Source organism: Streptosporangium saharense, from assembly GCF_014203715.1.
In the GTDB taxonomy this organism is placed as follows: domain Bacteria; phylum Actinomycetota; class Actinomycetes; order Streptosporangiales; family Streptosporangiaceae; genus Streptosporangium; species Streptosporangium saharense.
Genome location: NZ_JACHJP010000013.1, coordinates 98,774 through 114,365 on the forward strand (window position 1 = coordinate 98,774; position 15,592 = coordinate 114,365).

Genomic DNA, 15,592 nt, shown 5'->3' on the forward strand with positions numbered 1-15,592 from the left:
GATGACCGAACAGACGAAGGGGACACCGGCTGGAGAGGTCACGCAGACCCTTCCCGTTGACCAACTCACCCAGGAGCTCCGCAACCTCGCCGAGGCGCTCGGCGAACGGCTCCTGGCATCCGTGACCGAGAAACTCGGCGGGCTGACCGGTCGGCTGACCGACTTCGCCGACAACGGCGACGGCGGCATCATGGGCCTCGTCGGATCGGTGGTCGGTTCCAAACATCCCGTGGCCACCGGCCTCAAGGAAATGGCGAAGTCGACGGTCGGCGGCCTGTTCCAGAAGGTCACGGGAGGCGACAAGGGGGGCAAGGGCGGCAAGGGCAAGAAGCTCAAGCTCACCAGCATCGTCGAGACACTCGACATAGGCGCCCCGTTGCGGCTCGTCTACGACCAGTGGACCCAGTTCGAGGACTTCCCCAGCTTCACGAAGAAGGTCGAGGGGGTCCAGCAGGAGGCCGAGGAGAAGATCTCCTGGAAGGCGCAGGTCTTCTGGTCCCACCGGACCTGGGAGTCGACCATCGTCGAGCAGGTCCCCGACCGGCACATCATCTGGCGTTCCAAGGGAGCCAAGGGCTACGTCGACGGCGCCGTGTCCTTCCACTCCCTCGGTCCCGACCTGACCCGCGTCCTGCTCGTCCTGGAGTATCACCCGCAGGGCCTGTTCGAGCACACCGGCAACCTGTGGCGGGCACAGGGCAGGCGGGCACGCCTGGAGTTCAAGCACTTCAGGCGGCACGTCATGACGCAGACGCTGCTCCACCCCGACGACATCGAGGGATGGCGCGGCGAGATCCGCGACAGCAAGGTCGTCAAGGACCACGAGACCGCCCTGCAGGAGGAGGAAGAGGCCCAGGAACCCTCTTCGGAGGAGGAACCTTCCGAGTCTGAGGAGGAGTCTTCCGAGGAGGAGTCGCCGGAGGAAGAGGAGGAGTCCAAGCAGGCGAAGCGTCCGGTACGGCGCCGCCGCGCCGAGGCCGAGAAGTCCGAGGAGGCGGCTCCGAGGCGTCCGGCCCGACGTCGTCCCTCGGACACCGAGAAGGAGGAGGCCCCGCGCCCGGCACGACGCCGGACCGCCGCCCGGAGCACGTGACGTGGAGTCCGGGAGGAGAACGCGGAGCCGGGGAGGTGGCTGATGACCATCGTGCAACCTTCGGCGGGCGGAGGAGGAGGCGGATCCTCCTCGGGACTGGCCGACGTCATCGACACGATTCTCGACAAGGGCCTCGTGATTGACGCCTTCGTCAGGGTCTCGCTCGTCGGCATCGAACTCCTGACGATCGACGTCCGGGTCGTCGTGGCCAGCGTCGACACCTACCTGCGCTTCGCGGAGGCCGCGAACCGTCTCGACCTCGCGCAGACAGGGGGAAAGGGTCTGCCGGAAGTGGTGCAGGACATGACACAGGGTGTGGGCAAGGCGAAGACCAAGGGCATCGCGCAGGGGGCACTGGACGCGGCAGGGGACAAGCTGCACGACTTCCTGGGCGACGAGGAGCCCGAGGAGGAACCCCGCAGACGGCGAAGGCGGGAGGGCTGAGATGTCCCGCTCCACAGTTCAGGAGAGCGCCTCCTACGTCTACGGCATCATGCCGGGCGACGTCGAGGTGGACCCCGAAGCCACGGGAGTCGGTGACCCACCAGCCAAGATCCGGCTCGTACGGCACGGCGACATCGCCGCCCTGACGAGTGAGATCGCGCTGGACCGGCCACTCGGCAGACCGGAGGACCTCTTCGCCCACCAACGGCTGCTGGACGAGGCAGCCGCGGAGGTGCCGGTGCTGCCGCTGCGCTTCGGGGCGGTGGTGACCGACGACGAGGCGGTCGTCGAGGAACTGCTCGCTCCCAACCACGACGCGTTCCGCGACGCGCTGGACGACCTGGAAGGCCGGACGGAGTACATCGTCAAGGGCCGCTACGTCGAGTCGGTCGTGATCGGTGAGGTCCTCGCGGAGAACCCCGAGGCCGCCCGGCTGCGCGACGACATTCGCGGCAAACCGGAGGAGGCGACCTGGGACGCGCGGATCCGGCTCGGCGAACTCCTCGGCGAGGGCGTCGCGGCCAGGCGGGACGCCGACACCGAGGAGATCGTCGGAGCCCTCGCCCCGCTGAGCGCCGCCGTCGCCGTACGAGAACCAACCCATGAGCAGGACGCGGTGCACGCGGCGTTCCTCATCGAGACCGACCGGCTTGAGGAGTTCGAACGGGCCGTCGAGGAGTTCGGCGAACGCTGGGCGGAACGGGTGACCGTACGGCTGCTCGGACCGCTGGCGCCGTACGACTTCGTCACGACCCCGTATCCGGAGGAGGGATGACGGATGGACCTGTTCGGCCTGACCCTCGGCCTGCCGTTCGCTCCGATCCGTGGGCTGATCCGGCTCGCGGAGCTGATCGAGGAGCAGGTCGAGCTGGAGACGCGCAGCCCGGCCGGGGTCCGGCGCAGGCTGGAGGAGATCGAGGAGGCCAGGCGCGCCGGCCTGATGACCGAGGAGGAGGAGAAAGAGGCGGTGACGCGGATCCTCGGACAGATGACGGCGCCCGACGGGGAGAGGGGATGATCTCGTGCCTCCCAGGCGAAGAGAGCGGATCGTTTCCGAGGACCTCTACGACGAGGAATTCGAGGACGAATCGGGGCAGGCCCGCCTCACCGTGGCGAGCGTGGGCAAGGCCGCCGTGCGGGAGATCGCCGAGCTGACCGCGAAGGAGATCGAGGGCGTCACGTTCGTGCAGCCGAAGGAGGACGGCTGGCTGGCCGGGGTCGAGGTCGTCGAGGACCGCCGGGTCCCGTCCTCCGGCGACGTCCTGGCGCTCTACGAGGTCGAGTTGGCAGGGGAGGGAGATCTGCTGTCCTACCGCAGGACACGCCGCTACAAGCGCGGCAGGGGAGACAGTGAGGGGCCGTGAGATGACCAATCCGGTACGACCCGGTTCCACGGCGCCCCAGGGCTACGGCAGCAGGTCGCTCGCCGGACGGGAGACGACCAACCTGGGCGACATCCTGGAACGCGTGCTCGACAGAGGCGTGGTGATCGTGGGGGACATCCGCGTGAACCTGCTGGACATCGAACTGCTCACGATCAAGCTGCGCCTGCTGATCGCCTCGGTGGACACGGCCCGCGAACTGGGCATCGACTGGTGGGAGCACGATCCGTGGCTGTCCTCGAAGGATCACGACCTGATCGAGGAGAACCGCAGACTCCGCAGACGGCTGACCTCCCTTGAGGAGGGCGAACCTGGACGGATCGAGGCCGGGACGCGGTCACGTGTGGTGAGGGAGGACCGTGACTGAGATCGGCACATACGTGTACGCGATCGCCCGTGACGCAGACAGTCCGGACCCGTCCGGCCTGGAGGGGGTGGCCGGGGCACCGGTGAGAACCGTCGAACAGGCCGGTCTTGTCGCCTATGTCAGCGCCGTACCGCTCGACCAGTTCGGCGAGGAGCCGCTGCGGCGCTCACTGGAGAACCTGGACTGGGTCGCGGACACCGCCCGCGCCCACCACCACGTCGTCGAGACCGTCTCCGAGGCGGTCGCGACGGCCCCCGTGCGGCTCGTCACCGTCTACACGGGCGAGGAGCAGGTGGGCGCCCTGCTGGAGCGGCGGCACGACGCCATCGCCGAGGTGCTCTCCCGCGTCGCCGGGCGCAGCGAGTGGGGCGTGAAGGCATACGCGGAACAGGTCCTCTCTCCTCCACCTTCCAGTGGGGATGACCAGGGGACCGAGAACCCGGGGACGGCCTACCTGAAACGGCGGCAGGCGAACCTGCGTGACCGGAACGACGCGTGGCGCCACGCGGTCGGCGAGGCCGAGCGGGTCAACGCCGCCCTGGCCGCCGTCGCCGTGGCGAGCAGGCGCCACCGCCCCCAGGATCCCGAACTCTCTGGGCGTGAGGAGTGGATGGTGCTCAACGGCGCTTACCTGGTCGACGACGACCGCGCCGACGAGTTCGCCACCACCCTCGACGCCCTCCGAGGGCAGGGCCTCGACCTGGAGCTCACCGGCCCCTGGGCTCCCTACTCCTTCACCGACATCGACCTCAATGAGGCTTCGGATGAGCTCTGAGGTTTCCCGGGGAGCCGAACTGGCCAGGCGGGGGCGGCTGCCCCCGGAGCGGGTGGCGCTCGTCGATCTCCTGGACCGGCTGCTGGCGGGCGGCGTCGTGGTGACGGGGGACCTCGTCCTGTCCATCGCGGACATCGATCTCGTACGGATCTCCCTCCGCGTCCTGATCACGTCCGTCACGGAGTCAACCAAGATCGAACCGGAGAGCTTCTATGAACCGGTCTGGAAGTGAACCATCCACATTCGTCAGGCCGTCACCGGGGGTGGCGCGGTCAAGGGTTACGTGGCCGCGCGGGACGCGGGTGGCGTCCGGAAGACGGCCGGGGACCGTACGGCGGGACGGCTGGCGCGTCGCCACCGACCCCGAGCGGGTCGAGCGCGACCTGACGTGCCTCGTTCTCACGCTCGTCGAGCTGATCCGCCAACTTGTCGAACGGCAGAGCGTACGCCGGATGGAGCAGGGCGACCTGTCCGACGAACAGATCGAGACGCTGGGCCTGACGCTGATGCGTCTTGAGGGGGCGATGAAGGAACTGTGCGACCACTTCGACCTGTCCCCCTCCGACCTCAACCTCGACCTCGGCCCCTTCGGAACCCTCCTTCCCATGGACTGACCCGGGCTTGTCGCGGCCTGGGTCCGCACACGGCGCCGTGCCTACGCGCTAACTTGTGGGTGCTGTCATCTTGGTGGAGTTCATGATCTGTCCGGAATGTCCAAGTCGCTGAAAGTAATGATTTTCCGCCTTCTTCGCCGACAAACCCGCAGGTCACCGAGGGTGCTCCCCGCGCACGCGGGGATGGTCCCGGGGACGCCGGGCCCGTACGGCTCGGCCAGCCGTGCTCCTCGCGCACGCGGGGATGGTCCCACGGTCCAGCCCGGGAAATCCTGCTCGATCTCCGTGCTCCCCGCGCACGCGGGGATGGTCCCGGGGGGACGATCCGTTGGGCGAGGCCCTGAGGGTGCTCCCCGCGCATGCGGGGATATGGGGCTTCATGAGGATTTCCAGCAGCTTGGAGGAAACGATGTCATCTGTTCCCGTGCCCGGGGGAAGGGGTAAGGAAAGGGCTACGGAGCCGGGGAGGGAGGGCTAGTCTCTGATCGTGCTCGGGCTGATATCGCCACACTTGCCAAGGTCCAGCATGCTCCAGCCCCTCCAGTCCGGACACTTCGCACCTTGTGCCACCCGTCGCACAGCAGGCGGGATCACTTGTTATGGCGCAAGCCGGACCCGCGATATGGGCGAAGGGCGGACAACGCCTAGGCTTGTCCGCATGACTACGTGGAGTGTGCCGGGGTTGCCCGCCAAGGGCCGCTGCCTGGTGATGGGCGTGGTCAACGTCACCCCCGACTCCTTCTCGGACGGGGGCCAGTGGTTCGACGCGGCGACAGCCGTACGGCATGGGCTTGAGCTGGTGGAACAGGGCGCGGACATCGTCGATGTCGGCGGCGAGTCCACCAGGCCCGGCGCGGCGCGGGTCTCGCTCGACGAGGAGTTGGCCCGGGTCGAACCGGTCATCAGGGCGTTGAGCGGAGAAGGCGTCACGGTCAGTGTCGACACCATGCGGGCCGAGGTCGCGCAGGCGGCGGTCGAGGCGGGCGCGAAGCTCGTCAACGACGTCAGCGGCGGCCTGGCCGACCCGGAGATGCCGAGAGTGGTGGCCGCCTCGGGCGTGCCGTACGTCGTGATGCACTGGCGCGGCCACAGCCACTCGATGGACAGCCGGGCGATCTACGGTGACGTTGTGACCGAGGTGCGCGAGGAGCTGTCGAAACGGGTCGCCTCCGTGCTCGCCGAAGGGGTCGCGGAGAGTCAGATCGTGCTCGACCCCGGGATCGGCTTCTCGAAGAACTCCGACCACAACTGGGCCGTGCTCGCGGGCATCGAACAGCTCGCCGAGCTGGGCTATCCCCTGCTCATCGGAGCATCACGCAAGCGTTTTCTCGGCCGTCTGCTGGCTGACCCGGACGGCACCCCCCGACCCTTCGGCCAGAGCGACGACGCCACGATCGCCGTGACCGCCCTCGCCGCGCAGGCGGGGGCGTGGTGCGTTCGAGTGCACGACGTACGCCCGAACGCGGACGCCGTCCGCGTGGCCGCAGCAGTTCAGAGAGCGAGATCATGAGCGTCGACACCACCGCCGTCGAGACGGTCAACCAGGCGTTCTACACCGCGATCGAGAACGCCGACCTCGACCGTATGACCGAGATCTGGGCCGAGGACCTCGAAGGTGAGCAGGTGAGCTGCGTGCACCCGGGGTGGCCGATCATCAACGGCCGCCAGGAGGTGCTGCGCTCCTGGGCACTGATCATGGCCAACACCCCCTACATCCAGTTCGTGCTGACCGACGTCAACGTCATGGTGCTCGGTGACGTGGCGATCCTCACCTGCGAGGAGAACATCCTCACCGCGGGTGACGAGGGCGACTCCAGCTTCGCGGCGGGCAAGGTCGTGGCGAGCAACACCTTCGTCAGGACGTCCGGCGGATGGCGGCTCTGGCTGCACCACGGATCTCCTGTCTTGCAGGGCGAGGACGACGAGGAGGAGGAAGCCGCGTGACGGACCGGATCAGCGTCAGGGGCCTGAGGGTGCGGGGGCGCCACGGTGTGCTGGCCGCCGAGCGGGAGCTCGGCCAGGAATTCGTGGTGGACGTCACACTCCTCCTCGACACCGCCCCGGCCGCCGCCGGCGACGACCTCGCCAAGACCGTTGATTACGGAGAGCTCGCCCAGGACCTGGTGAAGGTCGTCGAGGGCGAGCCGGTGAACCTGATCGAGACGCTGGCCCAGCGCCTGGCGGACGTCTGCCTGGCCCGTGAGCTGGTGCTCTCCGCCGAGGTGAGCGTGCACAAACCCGCCGCCCCCATCCCGTTGCCGTTCGACGACGTGGTTGTGACGATCAACAGGAGCCGCTCATGAAGGTCGTGCTGGCCCTCGGAAGCAATCTGGGCGACCGTTTCGACACGCTTCAGGGCGCGCTCGACGCGCTGTTCGACTCCTCGGAACTGGAGTTCGTCGAGGTCTCCCCGGTCTACGAGACCGACCCGGTCGGGGGTCCCGAGCAGGGGCCGTACCTCAACGCCGTGGTGATCGCCTCCAGCAGCCTGGAGCCCATGGCGCTCCTCGAACGTGCTCTGAGCGCGGAGAACGCCTTCGGCAGGGTCCGCGAGATGCGCTGGGGCCCGCGCACCCTGGACGTCGACCTGATCACGGTCGGAGACCTCGTCTCCGACGACCCCGAGCTGACACTGCCGCACCCCAGGGCGCACGAGCGCGCCTTCGTGCTGGTCCCCTGGTCCCGGATCGACCCGGACGCCGCACTTGGCGGGCGTCCGATCACGGAGCTGCTCGCCGACCTCGACCAGTCTTATGTACGGCTTCGCCCCGACCTGACCCTCCAGAGGCCGGAGTGAAGCCGAGCCGCCCGGGCGTGCTCGTCGGTGTCTTCATCGTGTGCGCGATCCTGTCGTGGGCGCTGCTGAAGCCGCTCTACTCGTCCCTGCCGAGGGTGCCGTGGACGGCGATCCCCACGGTGCTGCTGCTGGCGCTCGGCGAGGCCTACAGCGGGTGGATGACCCGGGCGAGGATCGAACGCAGACCCGGCACCAAGCCCGTCGAACCACTCGCGGTCGCCCGCCTCGCGGCCCTGGCCAAGGCGTCGGCGTACGCGGGAGCGGTCTTCGGCGGCATGTTCGCCGGATTCACCCTCTACACCGCCGAACTCCTGGAACAGGAAACCCCCCGCCAGGACTTCCTGATCGCAGGCGGCTCATTCATCTCCTGCGTCCTCCTGATCCTCGCCGCCCTCTACCTCGAACACTGCTGCAAGGTGCCGAAGGACTCAGAAGAGGAGAGGTAGTTTTTGCGCCGCCTGCAGTGCTTTTTTGCGACGCCTGCGGCGTCGCGGGCTTGGGCGCCTGAAGTCGGCTCTTTCCCTCGTCGTTCGTCCGCTTCGCTCCCTCACTCCTCAGTCCAATCGCCGACGCGCCCAAGCCGGACACTCCTCACGCACGGCGCCGGTACCCCAAACCCTTCACTCTGGGCGCCGGGGGAGTCTGAAGCCTTTCAGGGGTGATGGGCGTTTTCGGTGTCACCAGGGGCGTTTGTCGGTTGGGGGTGGGTTGATGGTGTCGCCGTCCCAGCCCAGGCGGTGGTCTAGGGGGATTTCCATGATCTCAAGTTCTTCGTCGGCCAGGAGCGCCGTGACGCACTCCGCGCTGCCGCCGATGTAGGTGGACATCAGGTCCACGTCGGTGGCGACGCACCAGGCGCGGTCCTGCGGCCACCACAGGCTGGCGTACCGGCCCCACCACGAGATGTCGGAGAACGAGGTGGTCGCGGCCCGCAGCGGTCCCTCCAGGAGCAGCATCGACCGCGCGGGCATCTCGACCCTGGGGATCTCCTCATCCTCCACAGGGAGATTGAGGTCGCCGAAGCCCTCCCAGACGGCGAACCAGCACTGTTCAGGGGTGGTGGTGTGCGGGGCGAGCAGGTGGGCCAGCCGGGTGACCTGCCGCAGCGGCAGCGTCCCCTCCTCGGGCGGACGGTTCCAGATGCCCGGCTGCTCGTCATTGAAGAAGCTCCACGAACCGGTGACGTACGGCCACTGCATCCCGGGATGGGGAACACGCCCGTTGGCAAGGGCCACCTCCCGCCAGGAGATCTCCTGCTCGACGCCGTCCACGGTCTTGAGCGGCGGATGGAACAGCCGAACATAGGCCGCGAAGACCGGCGGCAACATGCACCCCACGGTGTTCTCGTTGAAGGAGAGCGCGGCGGAAACGGCCCAGTCGGCGGGCCGTACATCGGTGCACAGGGTCAGCTCACCGACGGTGAAAGGCTCGCTGTACCCCTTCGCGTCACCCGGCAGCTTCGGAGCCTTGGGCGCGATCCCGGGCCGAGGCTGTATCGCTTCTGTGCCGCCTTCGGCGTCGCGGGCTTGGGCGCCTGCGAGGCGGTCTCTTCCCTCGTCGTTCATCCGCTCTGCCCCTTTGCTCCGCCTGGCGGCGTCGCGGGGCTTGGGCGCCCCGGGTCGGCTCTTTCCCTCGTCGTTCGTCCGCTTCGCTCCCTCTCTCCTCAGTCCAATCGCCGACGCGCCCAAGCCGAAACTCTTCACGCGCGGCGTCGGGACGCTCAGTCAAACTCTGCACTCCGGACATCCTTGGTATCCAAGGCTTTTTCACCCGGCGCCTTTGTGGGAGCCGATTTCGCGGTGGGGATGAGGAACGCGAAAAAGGCTGTCGCCAGGGCCGCTGTGGGTGGGATGAGGAAGGCGGCGGGGGTGTGGAAGTGGTCGATCACCGCGCCTGCGAGGGCGCCGCCCAGGGCGTAGCCGCCGAGGAGGAAGGAGGTGGTCCAGGCGATGGCCTCGGAGAGGCGGGAGGTGGGCGTCAGCCGTTCGACCAGGGTGAAGGCCGCGATCGTGGCGGGGGCGGCGGTGAACGCGAGCAGGGTCACGGCCACGCCGACCAGGATGACCGCCCCAGAGGGGACGGTGGCCGCCAGGGGAAGACAGACGCTGAGGGCCGCCGTGGCCAGGGCGGCGAGCCGTACCAGACGGTGGGGAGGGAGGGCGACGGCGCCGACGACCAGCGCGGCCAGGACCGAGGCCGCCGCCACGGCGCCGAGCACCAGGCCGCTCAGCCCTGGCGCCCCCTGCTCCGAGCAGAACGCGACGACCGTGACGTTGACGCTCCCGGACAGGAGGCCAAGCCCGGCCGAGGTGAGACAGACCGGCCCAAGCCGTGACACCCTCAGGGGGTCACCTGCCCGTTGTCCCCGGGGTTTGGGGGATGGTTGTGTACGGCGCTGCACCGCGAACAGCGTCGTCCCGGCGAAGCCGCAGCCGATCGCCACGACGAGACCCACCAGCGGGGAGAAGGCGGTGGCCAGGAGGGTGGCCAGGGGTGGGCCGAAGACCGCGCAGAGGTCCTCGACCAGCGACTCAAGGGCGTAGGCGGCCCGCAGCTCTGGCCGGTCCCCGAGCAGCGCGCTCCACCTGGCCCGCGCGTAGGCCCCGACCAGCGGTGAGGTGGCGCCACCCGCCGCCGCGCACAGTTGCGGGAACGGCGAGGGAAGGTCCGAGGTCACCGCGAGCACCATCGCGACCTTGGCGGCCAGGTTCACCAGGGAGAGCGGCAGCAGTACGGCCCGCTGCCCGTGCCGGTCGACCAACCGTGCCTGGAAGGGACTGACGACGGCGGCGAGAAAGACATAGGCGGCGGTGACCTGCCCGGCCAGCGCGTACGACCCCCGCTCCGCGAACAGCAGCAGGATCAGACTCAGCCCCATCATCGAGGCCGGCACCCTGGCCAACAGCCCCGCCCCACTGAAGGCGAGAGCCCCAGGCAGAGCCAGAATCGTCCGGTACGGCGCCAGCAAGGCCCCTCCCGCGTCATATGGATCTTCGATCCTACGTAGGGACGGTCCTTCCGGTTCGAAACCGGATCACGGGTTCGGGGGGTTAGGTCCTGTTTCGACGTCCGGTAGACGAGTCGATCGACCAAGGGCGATCAGTACCGAAGACCACACCATCCAGGAAGCCCAGCCCGAACCCATCGTCGATGAGGGGGTCGGGGTTATCGGCGCCAAGCGTGAAGGGTTTCGGCTTGAGCGCGTCGGTCTCCGGACTGAGGGTGATCAGTACCGAAGACCACGCCATTCGGGAAAACCGCCCGAACCCATCGTCGATGAAGGGGTCGGAGTTATCGGCGCCAAGCGTGAGGAGTTTCCGCTTGTGCTTTACCGGCGCCAAGTGTGAGGAGTGTCGGCTTGGGCGCGTCGGCGATTGGACTGAGGAGTGACCGGCTTGGGCGCGTCGGTGAGCTGGACTGAGGAGTGACGGAGCGCAGCGGAGGAACGACGAGGGAAGTCACCGACTCAGGGCGCCCAAGCCCCGCGATGCCGCCAGGCGTCGCAAAGAGGCAGGGCAGCGGATGAGCGACGAGGGAAAGAGCCGACTTGAGGCGCCCAAGCCCGCGCCGCCGCAGGCGGCGCTTTAGAAAGGGGCCTCCATGTGATCAAGCACCTGTTTCATCACTTCGTGGAGGGGGCGGGGTTCCTGTTCGTCGGTCCACATGTGGGTGGCGATGCGGAGGGCGACGAGGAAGCCCGCCGCCAGGACGCGGGGCCGTACCGGATCGGCTGTGCCGTCGCGGTCGGTGATGGCCTGGACCAGCTCGCGTTCCAGGGCCGCGTGGTTGGCGAGTTGCCTGGCCAGCAGGGCGGGGTGGCGTTTGGCGAGGCGGGCGCGCACCGCCCAGGCGACCTCGGGTTCGCCGAGCTCGCCATAGAGGTCTCGTACGGCTCCGCGCAGCGCCTGCCAGGCGGGTTCCTCGGGAGGCCGGGAGCGGACGCGTTCGACGAGGAGCCTGATGCGCTGCTCGTCGCCGTACAGGAGGGCGTCCTCCTTGCCGGCGAAGTAGTTGGAGAAGGTCCGCCGGGAGATGTTGGCGGCGTCGGCGATGGCCTCGACGGTGACGTTGTCCAGGCCGTGTTCGGCGCACAGCCGTAACGCGGCCTCGTGGACGGCCTGCCGGGTCTCGGCCTTCTTGCGCTCGCGCAGTCCTGCGGTGCTCTCCATGGCACCAGTATCTTACTCTCCGGGAAGAGATGCCCAGTGCGCAAACTTTCCCAGTGGGCATGTATGGTGTCACGGTCATCCCGTTTCCCCCGCTTTGGAGGTGTGCGCGTGGGCGCCCACACAGAGACCGCTCGAATGAGCCATCGTCAGATCCTGGAGGCGTTGAGCGGTCTGCTGCTCGTCCTGTTCGTCGCGATGATCAGCAGCACGATCGTGTCCGTGGCGCTTCCGCAGATCATCGGCGCGCTCAACGGCACCCAGTCGCAGTACACGTGGGTGGTCACGGCCTCGCTGCTCGCCTCGACGGCCTCGACGCCGATCTGGGGGAAGCTCGCCGACCTGTTCAGCAAGAAACTGCTGCTGCAGGTCTCCATCGTCATCTTCATGGTCAGCTCGCTGGCCTGCGGGTTCGCGCAGAACACCGCCCAGCTCATCGCCTTCCGCGCCGTGCAGGGCCTGGGCATGGGCGCGTTGCAGGTCCTGGTGCAGGTCATCATCGCCGCGATGATCAGCCCCAAGGAGCGAGGACGCTACAACGGCTACCTCGGCGGTGTCATGGCCGTGGCGACCGTGGCCGGGCCGCTGCTCGGCGGCCTGATCGCCGACACCTCCTGGCTCGGCTGGCGCTGGTGCTTCTTCGTGGCGGTGCCGTTCACCGTGGTCGCCTTCGCCCTGCTGCACAAGACGCTGCGCGTGGTGACCGTGCGCCGTACCGACGTGAAGATCGACTACGCGGGCGCCACGCTGATCGCCGCCGGGGTCAGCGTCCTGCTGATCTGGGTCACCTTCGTCGGCAACTCCTTCGACTGGCTGTCCTGGCAGACCGCGGCCATGGCCGGGGGCGGCGTGCTGCTCCTGGTGCTGGCCACCCTGGTCGAGTCACGCGTCGCCGAGCCGGTCGTTCCGCTGAGGATCATTCGTCGTCGCACCCCGGCCCTGGCCATCCTGGCGAGCCTCGCGGTCGGCATGGCCATGTTCGGCGGCGCGGTCTTCCTGGGGCAGTACTTCCAGATCGGCCGTGGCTACAGCCCGACCGAGGCGGGGCTGCTCACGATCCCCATGATGCTCGGTGTGCTGGTCTCCTCGACCGTCTCCGGGCGGATGATCTCCAAGAGTGGGCACGTCAAGCCGTACATCGTGACCGGGGCGATCGTGCTCACGATCGGGTTCCTCGTGCTGTCCACGATGGACCACCAGACCTCACTGCTGATCATCGCCGCCGCCATGGTGCTGGTCGGCGCCGGGGTCGGCATGTCGATGCAGAACCTCGTGCTGGCCATCCAGAACACCGTCTCGCTGAGCGAACTGGGCGCGGCCAGCGGCGCGATCACCTTCTTCCGCTCCCTCGGCGGCACCATCGGCGTCTCGGTCCTCGGCGCCGTCCTGGCCAACCAGGTCGCGACCGGCATCGCCGAGGGCCTGGCCAAGGCCGGGATCACGACCCCGGCCACCGGGGGCGGACGCAGCACCCTCAACATCCAGGCCCTGCCTGAGCCGATCAAGGAGATCGTCCGTGCGGCGTACGGCGACGCCACCGGCCACATCTTCCTCGTCTCCGCCGCGGTCGCCCTGGTCGGCGTCGTCGCCGCCCTGTTCCTCAAGCCCATCAGGCTGCGCGACAGCGTGGACCTGCCCGCCGAGAAGGAGGCCGTGGCGGCGGGTTAGGCCGCCGAGTTCCTGCGGCCGAAGATCAACAGGAACGGGATCGTGCACAGTAGCGGTCCGGCTATCGCCAGGGGGCGTTCCAGCCACCAGATCAGGGTTGGGGGGACCTGGCTGCCGGGTGGGGAGCCGGTCAGGCCCCAGAAGACGCCGTTCAGGATCGCCATGCCGGTGGTGTGGAACAGGAAGAGCTGAAGCGCGAAGCGGTTGATCGTGGTGTTGACCCACTGCCAGCGGGGCCGTTCCAGCAAGCGTTCCATCGCGGGCCGCAGCACCTCGACCAGGCCGATCTGGAAGACCAGCAGGGCCACGATGACGAAGGTCGGGGGCGCCATGTTCGACAGCTTGTCGCCGGGCACCCCGACCATCGAGCCCGGGTAGATGCCCGAGTAGACCAGGCCGACCAGGGAGAACAGGCCCGTCCACAGGGTCGCGACGTCCAGTCTTCTGGGCATCGCGACCATCCGGTCGTAGAAGAACCCGGCCTGGTGGGCCAGGCCCCAGACGATGACCATGTTGAGCCAGCCGATCGCCTCAAGGCCGTACCGCAGCCGCAGCACGTCGACCACCAGCGCCGCGCCGCCCAGCCAGATGAGCACGAGCACGTCGAAGCGCTGATGCAGCCACAGCATCACCGGCAGCAGGGCAACCAGCATCAGGTAGACGCCGATGAACCACAGCGGGCTCAGCACCAGGAGTACGGCCCTGCCGATCCACGGCACGTCGAAGATCCACCAGATGACCGCACCGAAGACGAGCCACGCGAAGGACAGCGCAAGCGCCGGGATCGCCAGGGCCCGGATGCGCCGCCACACGAAGGCGCCGATGCCGACCCCGCGCTCACAGGCGCGGTTCCACGACATCAGGTGGACGTATCCACCCACGTAGAAGAAGAGCGGCAGCACCTGGAACAGCCAGGTGAGAATCCACAGACCCGAGGTGAAGCCGAGAGGGCTCGTCGGGGAGGGCCCGTCGGGACCCCACTGCAGGATCGTGAACGCCCAGTGCCAGACCACGACGACGATCAGGCTGACCGCGCGGAGCCAGTCGACGTACTTGTCCCGCTTCGGGCCGTCGGTGCGGGACGTGGCGTCCACGCGCTCGCTCATGTGCCCCCTCTACTTGTCGATGTCGCCGACCACGAAGAACATCGACCCCAGAATGGCCACCATGTCGGAAACCAGGTGGCCGGGCAACATCTCCCTCAGCACCTGGACGTTGTTGTAGGAGGCGGAGCGGAGCTTCAGCCGCCAGGGGGTCTTCTCGCCACGAGAGACCAGATAGTAGCCGTTGATGCCGAGGGGGTTCTCCGTCCAGGCGTAGGTGTGGCCCTCGGGGACCTTCAGCACCTTGGGCAGCCGCTGGTTGATCGGCCCCCTCGGCAGGGACCGTAGCCGCTCCACGCAGGCGTCGGCCAGGTCGAGGGAGACCCGGACCTGTTCGAGCAGCACCTCGAAGCGCGCGTTGCAGTCACCGGCCGAGCGGGTCACCACCTTGACCGGCAGTTCCCCGTAGGCGAGATAGGGGTCGTCCCTGCGCAGGTCGAGGGCCACCCCGGAGGCACGGGCGATGGGGCCGCTCACGCCGTACTGCATGATCGTCTCGCGGTCCAGCACACCGACGCCGACCGTGCGGGCCAGGAAGATCTCGTTGCCGGTGAGCAGGTTCTCGATGTCGGGCAGGCGGCGCCGTACGTCCGTGACGGCCTGGGTCACCCGGTCGAGCCAGCCGTACGGCAGGTCCTCCTTGAGGCCGCCGACCCGGTTGAACATGTAGTGCATCCGGCCGCCGGAGATCTCCTCCATCACGGCCTGGAGGGTCTCGCGCTCGCGGAAGGCGTAGAAGACCGGGGTGATCGCGCCCAGTTCGAGGGGGTAGGAGCCGAGGAACATCAGGTGGCTGAGCACCCGGTTCAGCTCGGCCATCAGCGTGCGCGCCCACACGGCCCTGACCGGCACCTCCATGCCGAGCATCCGCTCGACCGCGAGCACGACGCCCAGCTCGTTGGCGAACGCGGACAGCCAGTCGTGCCGGTTGGCCAGCACGATGATCTGCCGGTAGTCCCTGACCTCGAACAGCTTCTCCGCGCCCCGGTGCATGTAGCCGACGATCGGCTCGGCGGCGCTGATGCGCTCGCCGTCCAGCGTCAGGCGCAGCCGCAGCACGCCGTGGGTCGAGGGGTGCTGCGGGCCGATGTTCAGGACCATGTCCTCGGTGGCCAGTTCCTTGCCGGTCGCCGCCGCTCCCGCCCCGATCCCCACGTTCACTTCCCGGGGCTCAGTCATAGGC

The 15,592-nt window shown here is 68.3% G+C and carries 21 protein-coding genes; 15 read left to right on the forward strand and 6 right to left on the reverse strand.

Features of this window, described 5'->3' with window-relative positions; genetic code table 11:
• Position 1 precedes the first annotated feature (1 nt).
• The 14 genes from FHS44_RS37005 to FHS44_RS37070 all read left to right on the forward strand — a co-directional run bounded on the left by FHS44_RS37005 (position 2) and on the right by FHS44_RS37070 (position 7,918).
• On the forward strand, positions 2-1,093 hold the full coding sequence (locus FHS44_RS37005) for an SRPBCC family protein (protein WP_184724480.1): 1,092 nt from the start codon (positions 2-4) through the stop codon (positions 1,091-1,093).
• 42 nt (positions 1,094-1,135) lie between these two features.
• A complete protein-coding gene (gvpJ, locus tag FHS44_RS37010; protein WP_184724483.1) occupies positions 1,136-1,537 on the forward strand; it encodes a gas vesicle protein GvpJ in 402 nt (133 codons plus the stop codon).
• 1 nt (position 1,538) lies between these two features.
• Positions 1,539-2,312: a GvpL/GvpF family gas vesicle protein gene (locus FHS44_RS37015; protein WP_184724486.1), complete on the forward strand. Its 774-nt coding sequence runs from the start codon at positions 1,539-1,541 to the stop codon at positions 2,310-2,312.
• A 3-nt stretch (positions 2,313-2,315) separates the two neighbouring features.
• Complete coding sequence (locus tag FHS44_RS37020) at positions 2,316-2,555, forward strand: gas vesicle protein GvpG (RefSeq protein ID WP_184724489.1); 240 nt, start codon at positions 2,316-2,318, stop codon at positions 2,553-2,555.
• A gap of 4 nt (positions 2,556-2,559) precedes the next feature.
• Positions 2,560-2,901 (forward strand): gas vesicle protein GvpO, encoded by a 342-nt coding sequence (gene gvpO, locus FHS44_RS37025; protein ID WP_312863972.1) that lies wholly within the window; start codon positions 2,560-2,562, stop codon positions 2,899-2,901.
• A gap of 1 nt (position 2,902) precedes the next feature.
• Positions 2,903-3,286 carry a gas vesicle protein gene (locus tag FHS44_RS37030; protein ID WP_184724492.1) on the forward strand — a complete coding sequence of 128 codons (384 nt, stop codon included), beginning with the start codon at positions 2,903-2,905 and terminating at the stop codon, positions 3,284-3,286.
• A complete protein-coding gene (locus tag FHS44_RS37035; RefSeq protein WP_184724495.1) occupies positions 3,279-4,061 on the forward strand; it encodes a GvpL/GvpF family gas vesicle protein in 783 nt (260 codons plus the stop codon). Before FHS44_RS37030 ends, FHS44_RS37035 begins: the two co-directional genes overlap by 8 nt.
• Positions 4,051-4,293 carry a gas vesicle protein gene (locus tag FHS44_RS37040; RefSeq protein ID WP_184724498.1) on the forward strand — a complete coding sequence of 81 codons (243 nt, stop codon included), beginning with the start codon at positions 4,051-4,053 and terminating at the stop codon, positions 4,291-4,293. Before FHS44_RS37035 ends, FHS44_RS37040 begins: the two co-directional genes overlap by 11 nt.
• Before the next feature lie 70 nt (positions 4,294-4,363).
• Positions 4,364-4,675, forward strand: coding sequence for a gas vesicle protein K (locus FHS44_RS42110; protein ID WP_312863973.1), 312 nt, complete (start codon positions 4,364-4,366; stop codon positions 4,673-4,675).
• A 658-nt stretch (positions 4,676-5,333) separates the two neighbouring features.
• Complete coding sequence (gene folP / locus FHS44_RS37050) at positions 5,334-6,185, forward strand: dihydropteroate synthase (protein ID WP_246436637.1); 852 nt, start codon at positions 5,334-5,336, stop codon at positions 6,183-6,185.
• A complete protein-coding gene (locus FHS44_RS37055) occupies positions 6,182-6,619 on the forward strand; it encodes a nuclear transport factor 2 family protein (protein WP_184724504.1) in 438 nt (145 codons plus the stop codon). Before folP ends, FHS44_RS37055 begins: the two co-directional genes overlap by 4 nt.
• Positions 6,616-6,978 (forward strand): dihydroneopterin aldolase, encoded by a 363-nt coding sequence (folB, locus tag FHS44_RS37060; protein ID WP_184724507.1) that lies wholly within the window; start codon positions 6,616-6,618, stop codon positions 6,976-6,978. The genes FHS44_RS37055 and folB overlap by 4 nt, the downstream gene beginning before the upstream one ends.
• On the forward strand, positions 6,975-7,472 hold the full coding sequence (gene folK, locus FHS44_RS37065) for a 2-amino-4-hydroxy-6-hydroxymethyldihydropteridine diphosphokinase (RefSeq protein ID WP_184724509.1): 498 nt from the start codon (positions 6,975-6,977) through the stop codon (positions 7,470-7,472). The genes folB and folK overlap by 4 nt, the downstream gene beginning before the upstream one ends.
• A complete protein-coding gene (locus FHS44_RS37070) occupies positions 7,469-7,918 on the forward strand; it encodes a DUF3180 domain-containing protein (RefSeq protein ID WP_184724511.1) in 450 nt (149 codons plus the stop codon). The genes folK and FHS44_RS37070 overlap by 4 nt, the downstream gene beginning before the upstream one ends.
• Positions 7,919-8,149: 231 nt before the next feature.
• On the opposite strand, the gene FHS44_RS37075 is transcribed toward FHS44_RS37070, so the two are convergent.
• The 4 genes from FHS44_RS37075 to FHS44_RS37090 all read right to left on the reverse strand — a co-directional run bounded on the left by FHS44_RS37075 (position 8,150) and on the right by FHS44_RS37090 (position 11,641).
• Entirely contained in the window at positions 8,150-9,037 is an 888-nt protein-coding gene (locus FHS44_RS37075) for a hypothetical protein (protein ID WP_184724513.1), read from the reverse strand.
• Positions 9,038-9,192: 155 nt separating this feature from the next.
• A complete protein-coding gene (locus FHS44_RS37080; protein ID WP_376771647.1) occupies positions 9,193-10,440 on the reverse strand; it encodes an MFS transporter in 1,248 nt (415 codons plus the stop codon).
• 82 nt (positions 10,441-10,522) lie between these two features.
• Positions 10,523-10,813 carry a hypothetical protein gene (locus FHS44_RS37085; protein WP_184724517.1) on the reverse strand — a complete coding sequence of 97 codons (291 nt, stop codon included), beginning with the start codon at positions 10,811-10,813 and terminating at the stop codon, positions 10,523-10,525.
• A gap of 243 nt (positions 10,814-11,056) precedes the next feature.
• The gene (locus FHS44_RS37090; RefSeq protein ID WP_184724519.1) at positions 11,057-11,641 is read right to left on the reverse strand and encodes a TetR/AcrR family transcriptional regulator; all 585 of its coding nucleotides are present in this window, start codon (positions 11,639-11,641) and stop codon (positions 11,057-11,059) included.
• Positions 11,642-11,776: 135 nt separating this feature from the next.
• On the opposite strand from FHS44_RS37090, the gene FHS44_RS37095 reads away from it, so the two are divergent.
• Positions 11,777-13,306, forward strand: a complete 1,530-nt coding sequence (locus tag FHS44_RS37095) for an MDR family MFS transporter (RefSeq protein WP_184724521.1) — start codon at positions 11,777-11,779, stop codon at positions 13,304-13,306.
• Here FHS44_RS37095 and FHS44_RS37100 read toward each other — a convergent pair.
• On the reverse strand, positions 13,303-14,412 hold the full coding sequence (locus FHS44_RS37100) for an acyltransferase family protein (protein WP_184724523.1): 1,110 nt from the start codon (positions 14,410-14,412) through the stop codon (positions 13,303-13,305). The two genes, FHS44_RS37095 and FHS44_RS37100, sit on opposite strands and share 4 nt — an antisense overlap.
• 9 nt (positions 14,413-14,421) lie before the next feature.
• On the reverse strand, positions 14,422-15,588 hold the full coding sequence (locus FHS44_RS37105) for an NADH-quinone oxidoreductase subunit D (RefSeq protein ID WP_184724525.1): 1,167 nt from the start codon (positions 15,586-15,588) through the stop codon (positions 14,422-14,424).
• Between the last annotated feature and the right edge of the window lie 4 nt (positions 15,589-15,592).

Bases quoted from the DNA above. Each gene is read 5' to 3' on its own strand.
- FHS44_RS37005 (WP_184724480.1), top strand. From the start codon at position 2: ATGACCGAACAGACGAAGGGGACACCGGCTGGAGAGGTCACGCAGACC.
- gvpJ (WP_184724483.1), top strand. From the start codon at position 1,136: ATGACCATCGTGCAACCTTCGGCGGGCGGAGGAGGAGGCGGATCCTCC.
- FHS44_RS37015 (WP_184724486.1), top strand. From the start codon at position 1,539: ATGTCCCGCTCCACAGTTCAGGAGAGCGCCTCCTACGTCTACGGCATC.
- FHS44_RS37020 (WP_184724489.1), top strand. From the start codon at position 2,316: ATGGACCTGTTCGGCCTGACCCTCGGCCTGCCGTTCGCTCCGATCCGT.
- FHS44_RS37030 (WP_184724492.1), top strand. From the start codon at position 2,903: ATGACCAATCCGGTACGACCCGGTTCCACGGCGCCCCAGGGCTACGGC.
- FHS44_RS37040 (WP_184724498.1), top strand. From the start codon at position 4,051: ATGAGCTCTGAGGTTTCCCGGGGAGCCGAACTGGCCAGGCGGGGGCGG.
- folP (WP_246436637.1), top strand. From the start codon at position 5,334: ATGACTACGTGGAGTGTGCCGGGGTTGCCCGCCAAGGGCCGCTGCCTG.
- FHS44_RS37055 (WP_184724504.1), top strand. From the start codon at position 6,182: ATGAGCGTCGACACCACCGCCGTCGAGACGGTCAACCAGGCGTTCTAC.
- folK (WP_184724509.1), top strand. From the start codon at position 6,975: ATGAAGGTCGTGCTGGCCCTCGGAAGCAATCTGGGCGACCGTTTCGAC.
- FHS44_RS37075 (WP_184724513.1), bottom strand. From the start codon at position 9,037: ATGAACGACGAGGGAAGAGACCGCCTCGCAGGCGCCCAAGCCCGCGAC.
- FHS44_RS37090 (WP_184724519.1), bottom strand. From the start codon at position 11,641: ATGGAGAGCACCGCAGGACTGCGCGAGCGCAAGAAGGCCGAGACCCGG.
- FHS44_RS37095 (WP_184724521.1), top strand. From the start codon at position 11,777: ATGAGCCATCGTCAGATCCTGGAGGCGTTGAGCGGTCTGCTGCTCGTC.
- FHS44_RS37100 (WP_184724523.1), bottom strand. From the start codon at position 14,412: ATGAGCGAGCGCGTGGACGCCACGTCCCGCACCGACGGCCCGAAGCGG.
- FHS44_RS37105 (WP_184724525.1), bottom strand. From the start codon at position 15,588: ATGACTGAGCCCCGGGAAGTGAACGTGGGGATCGGGGCGGGAGCGGCG.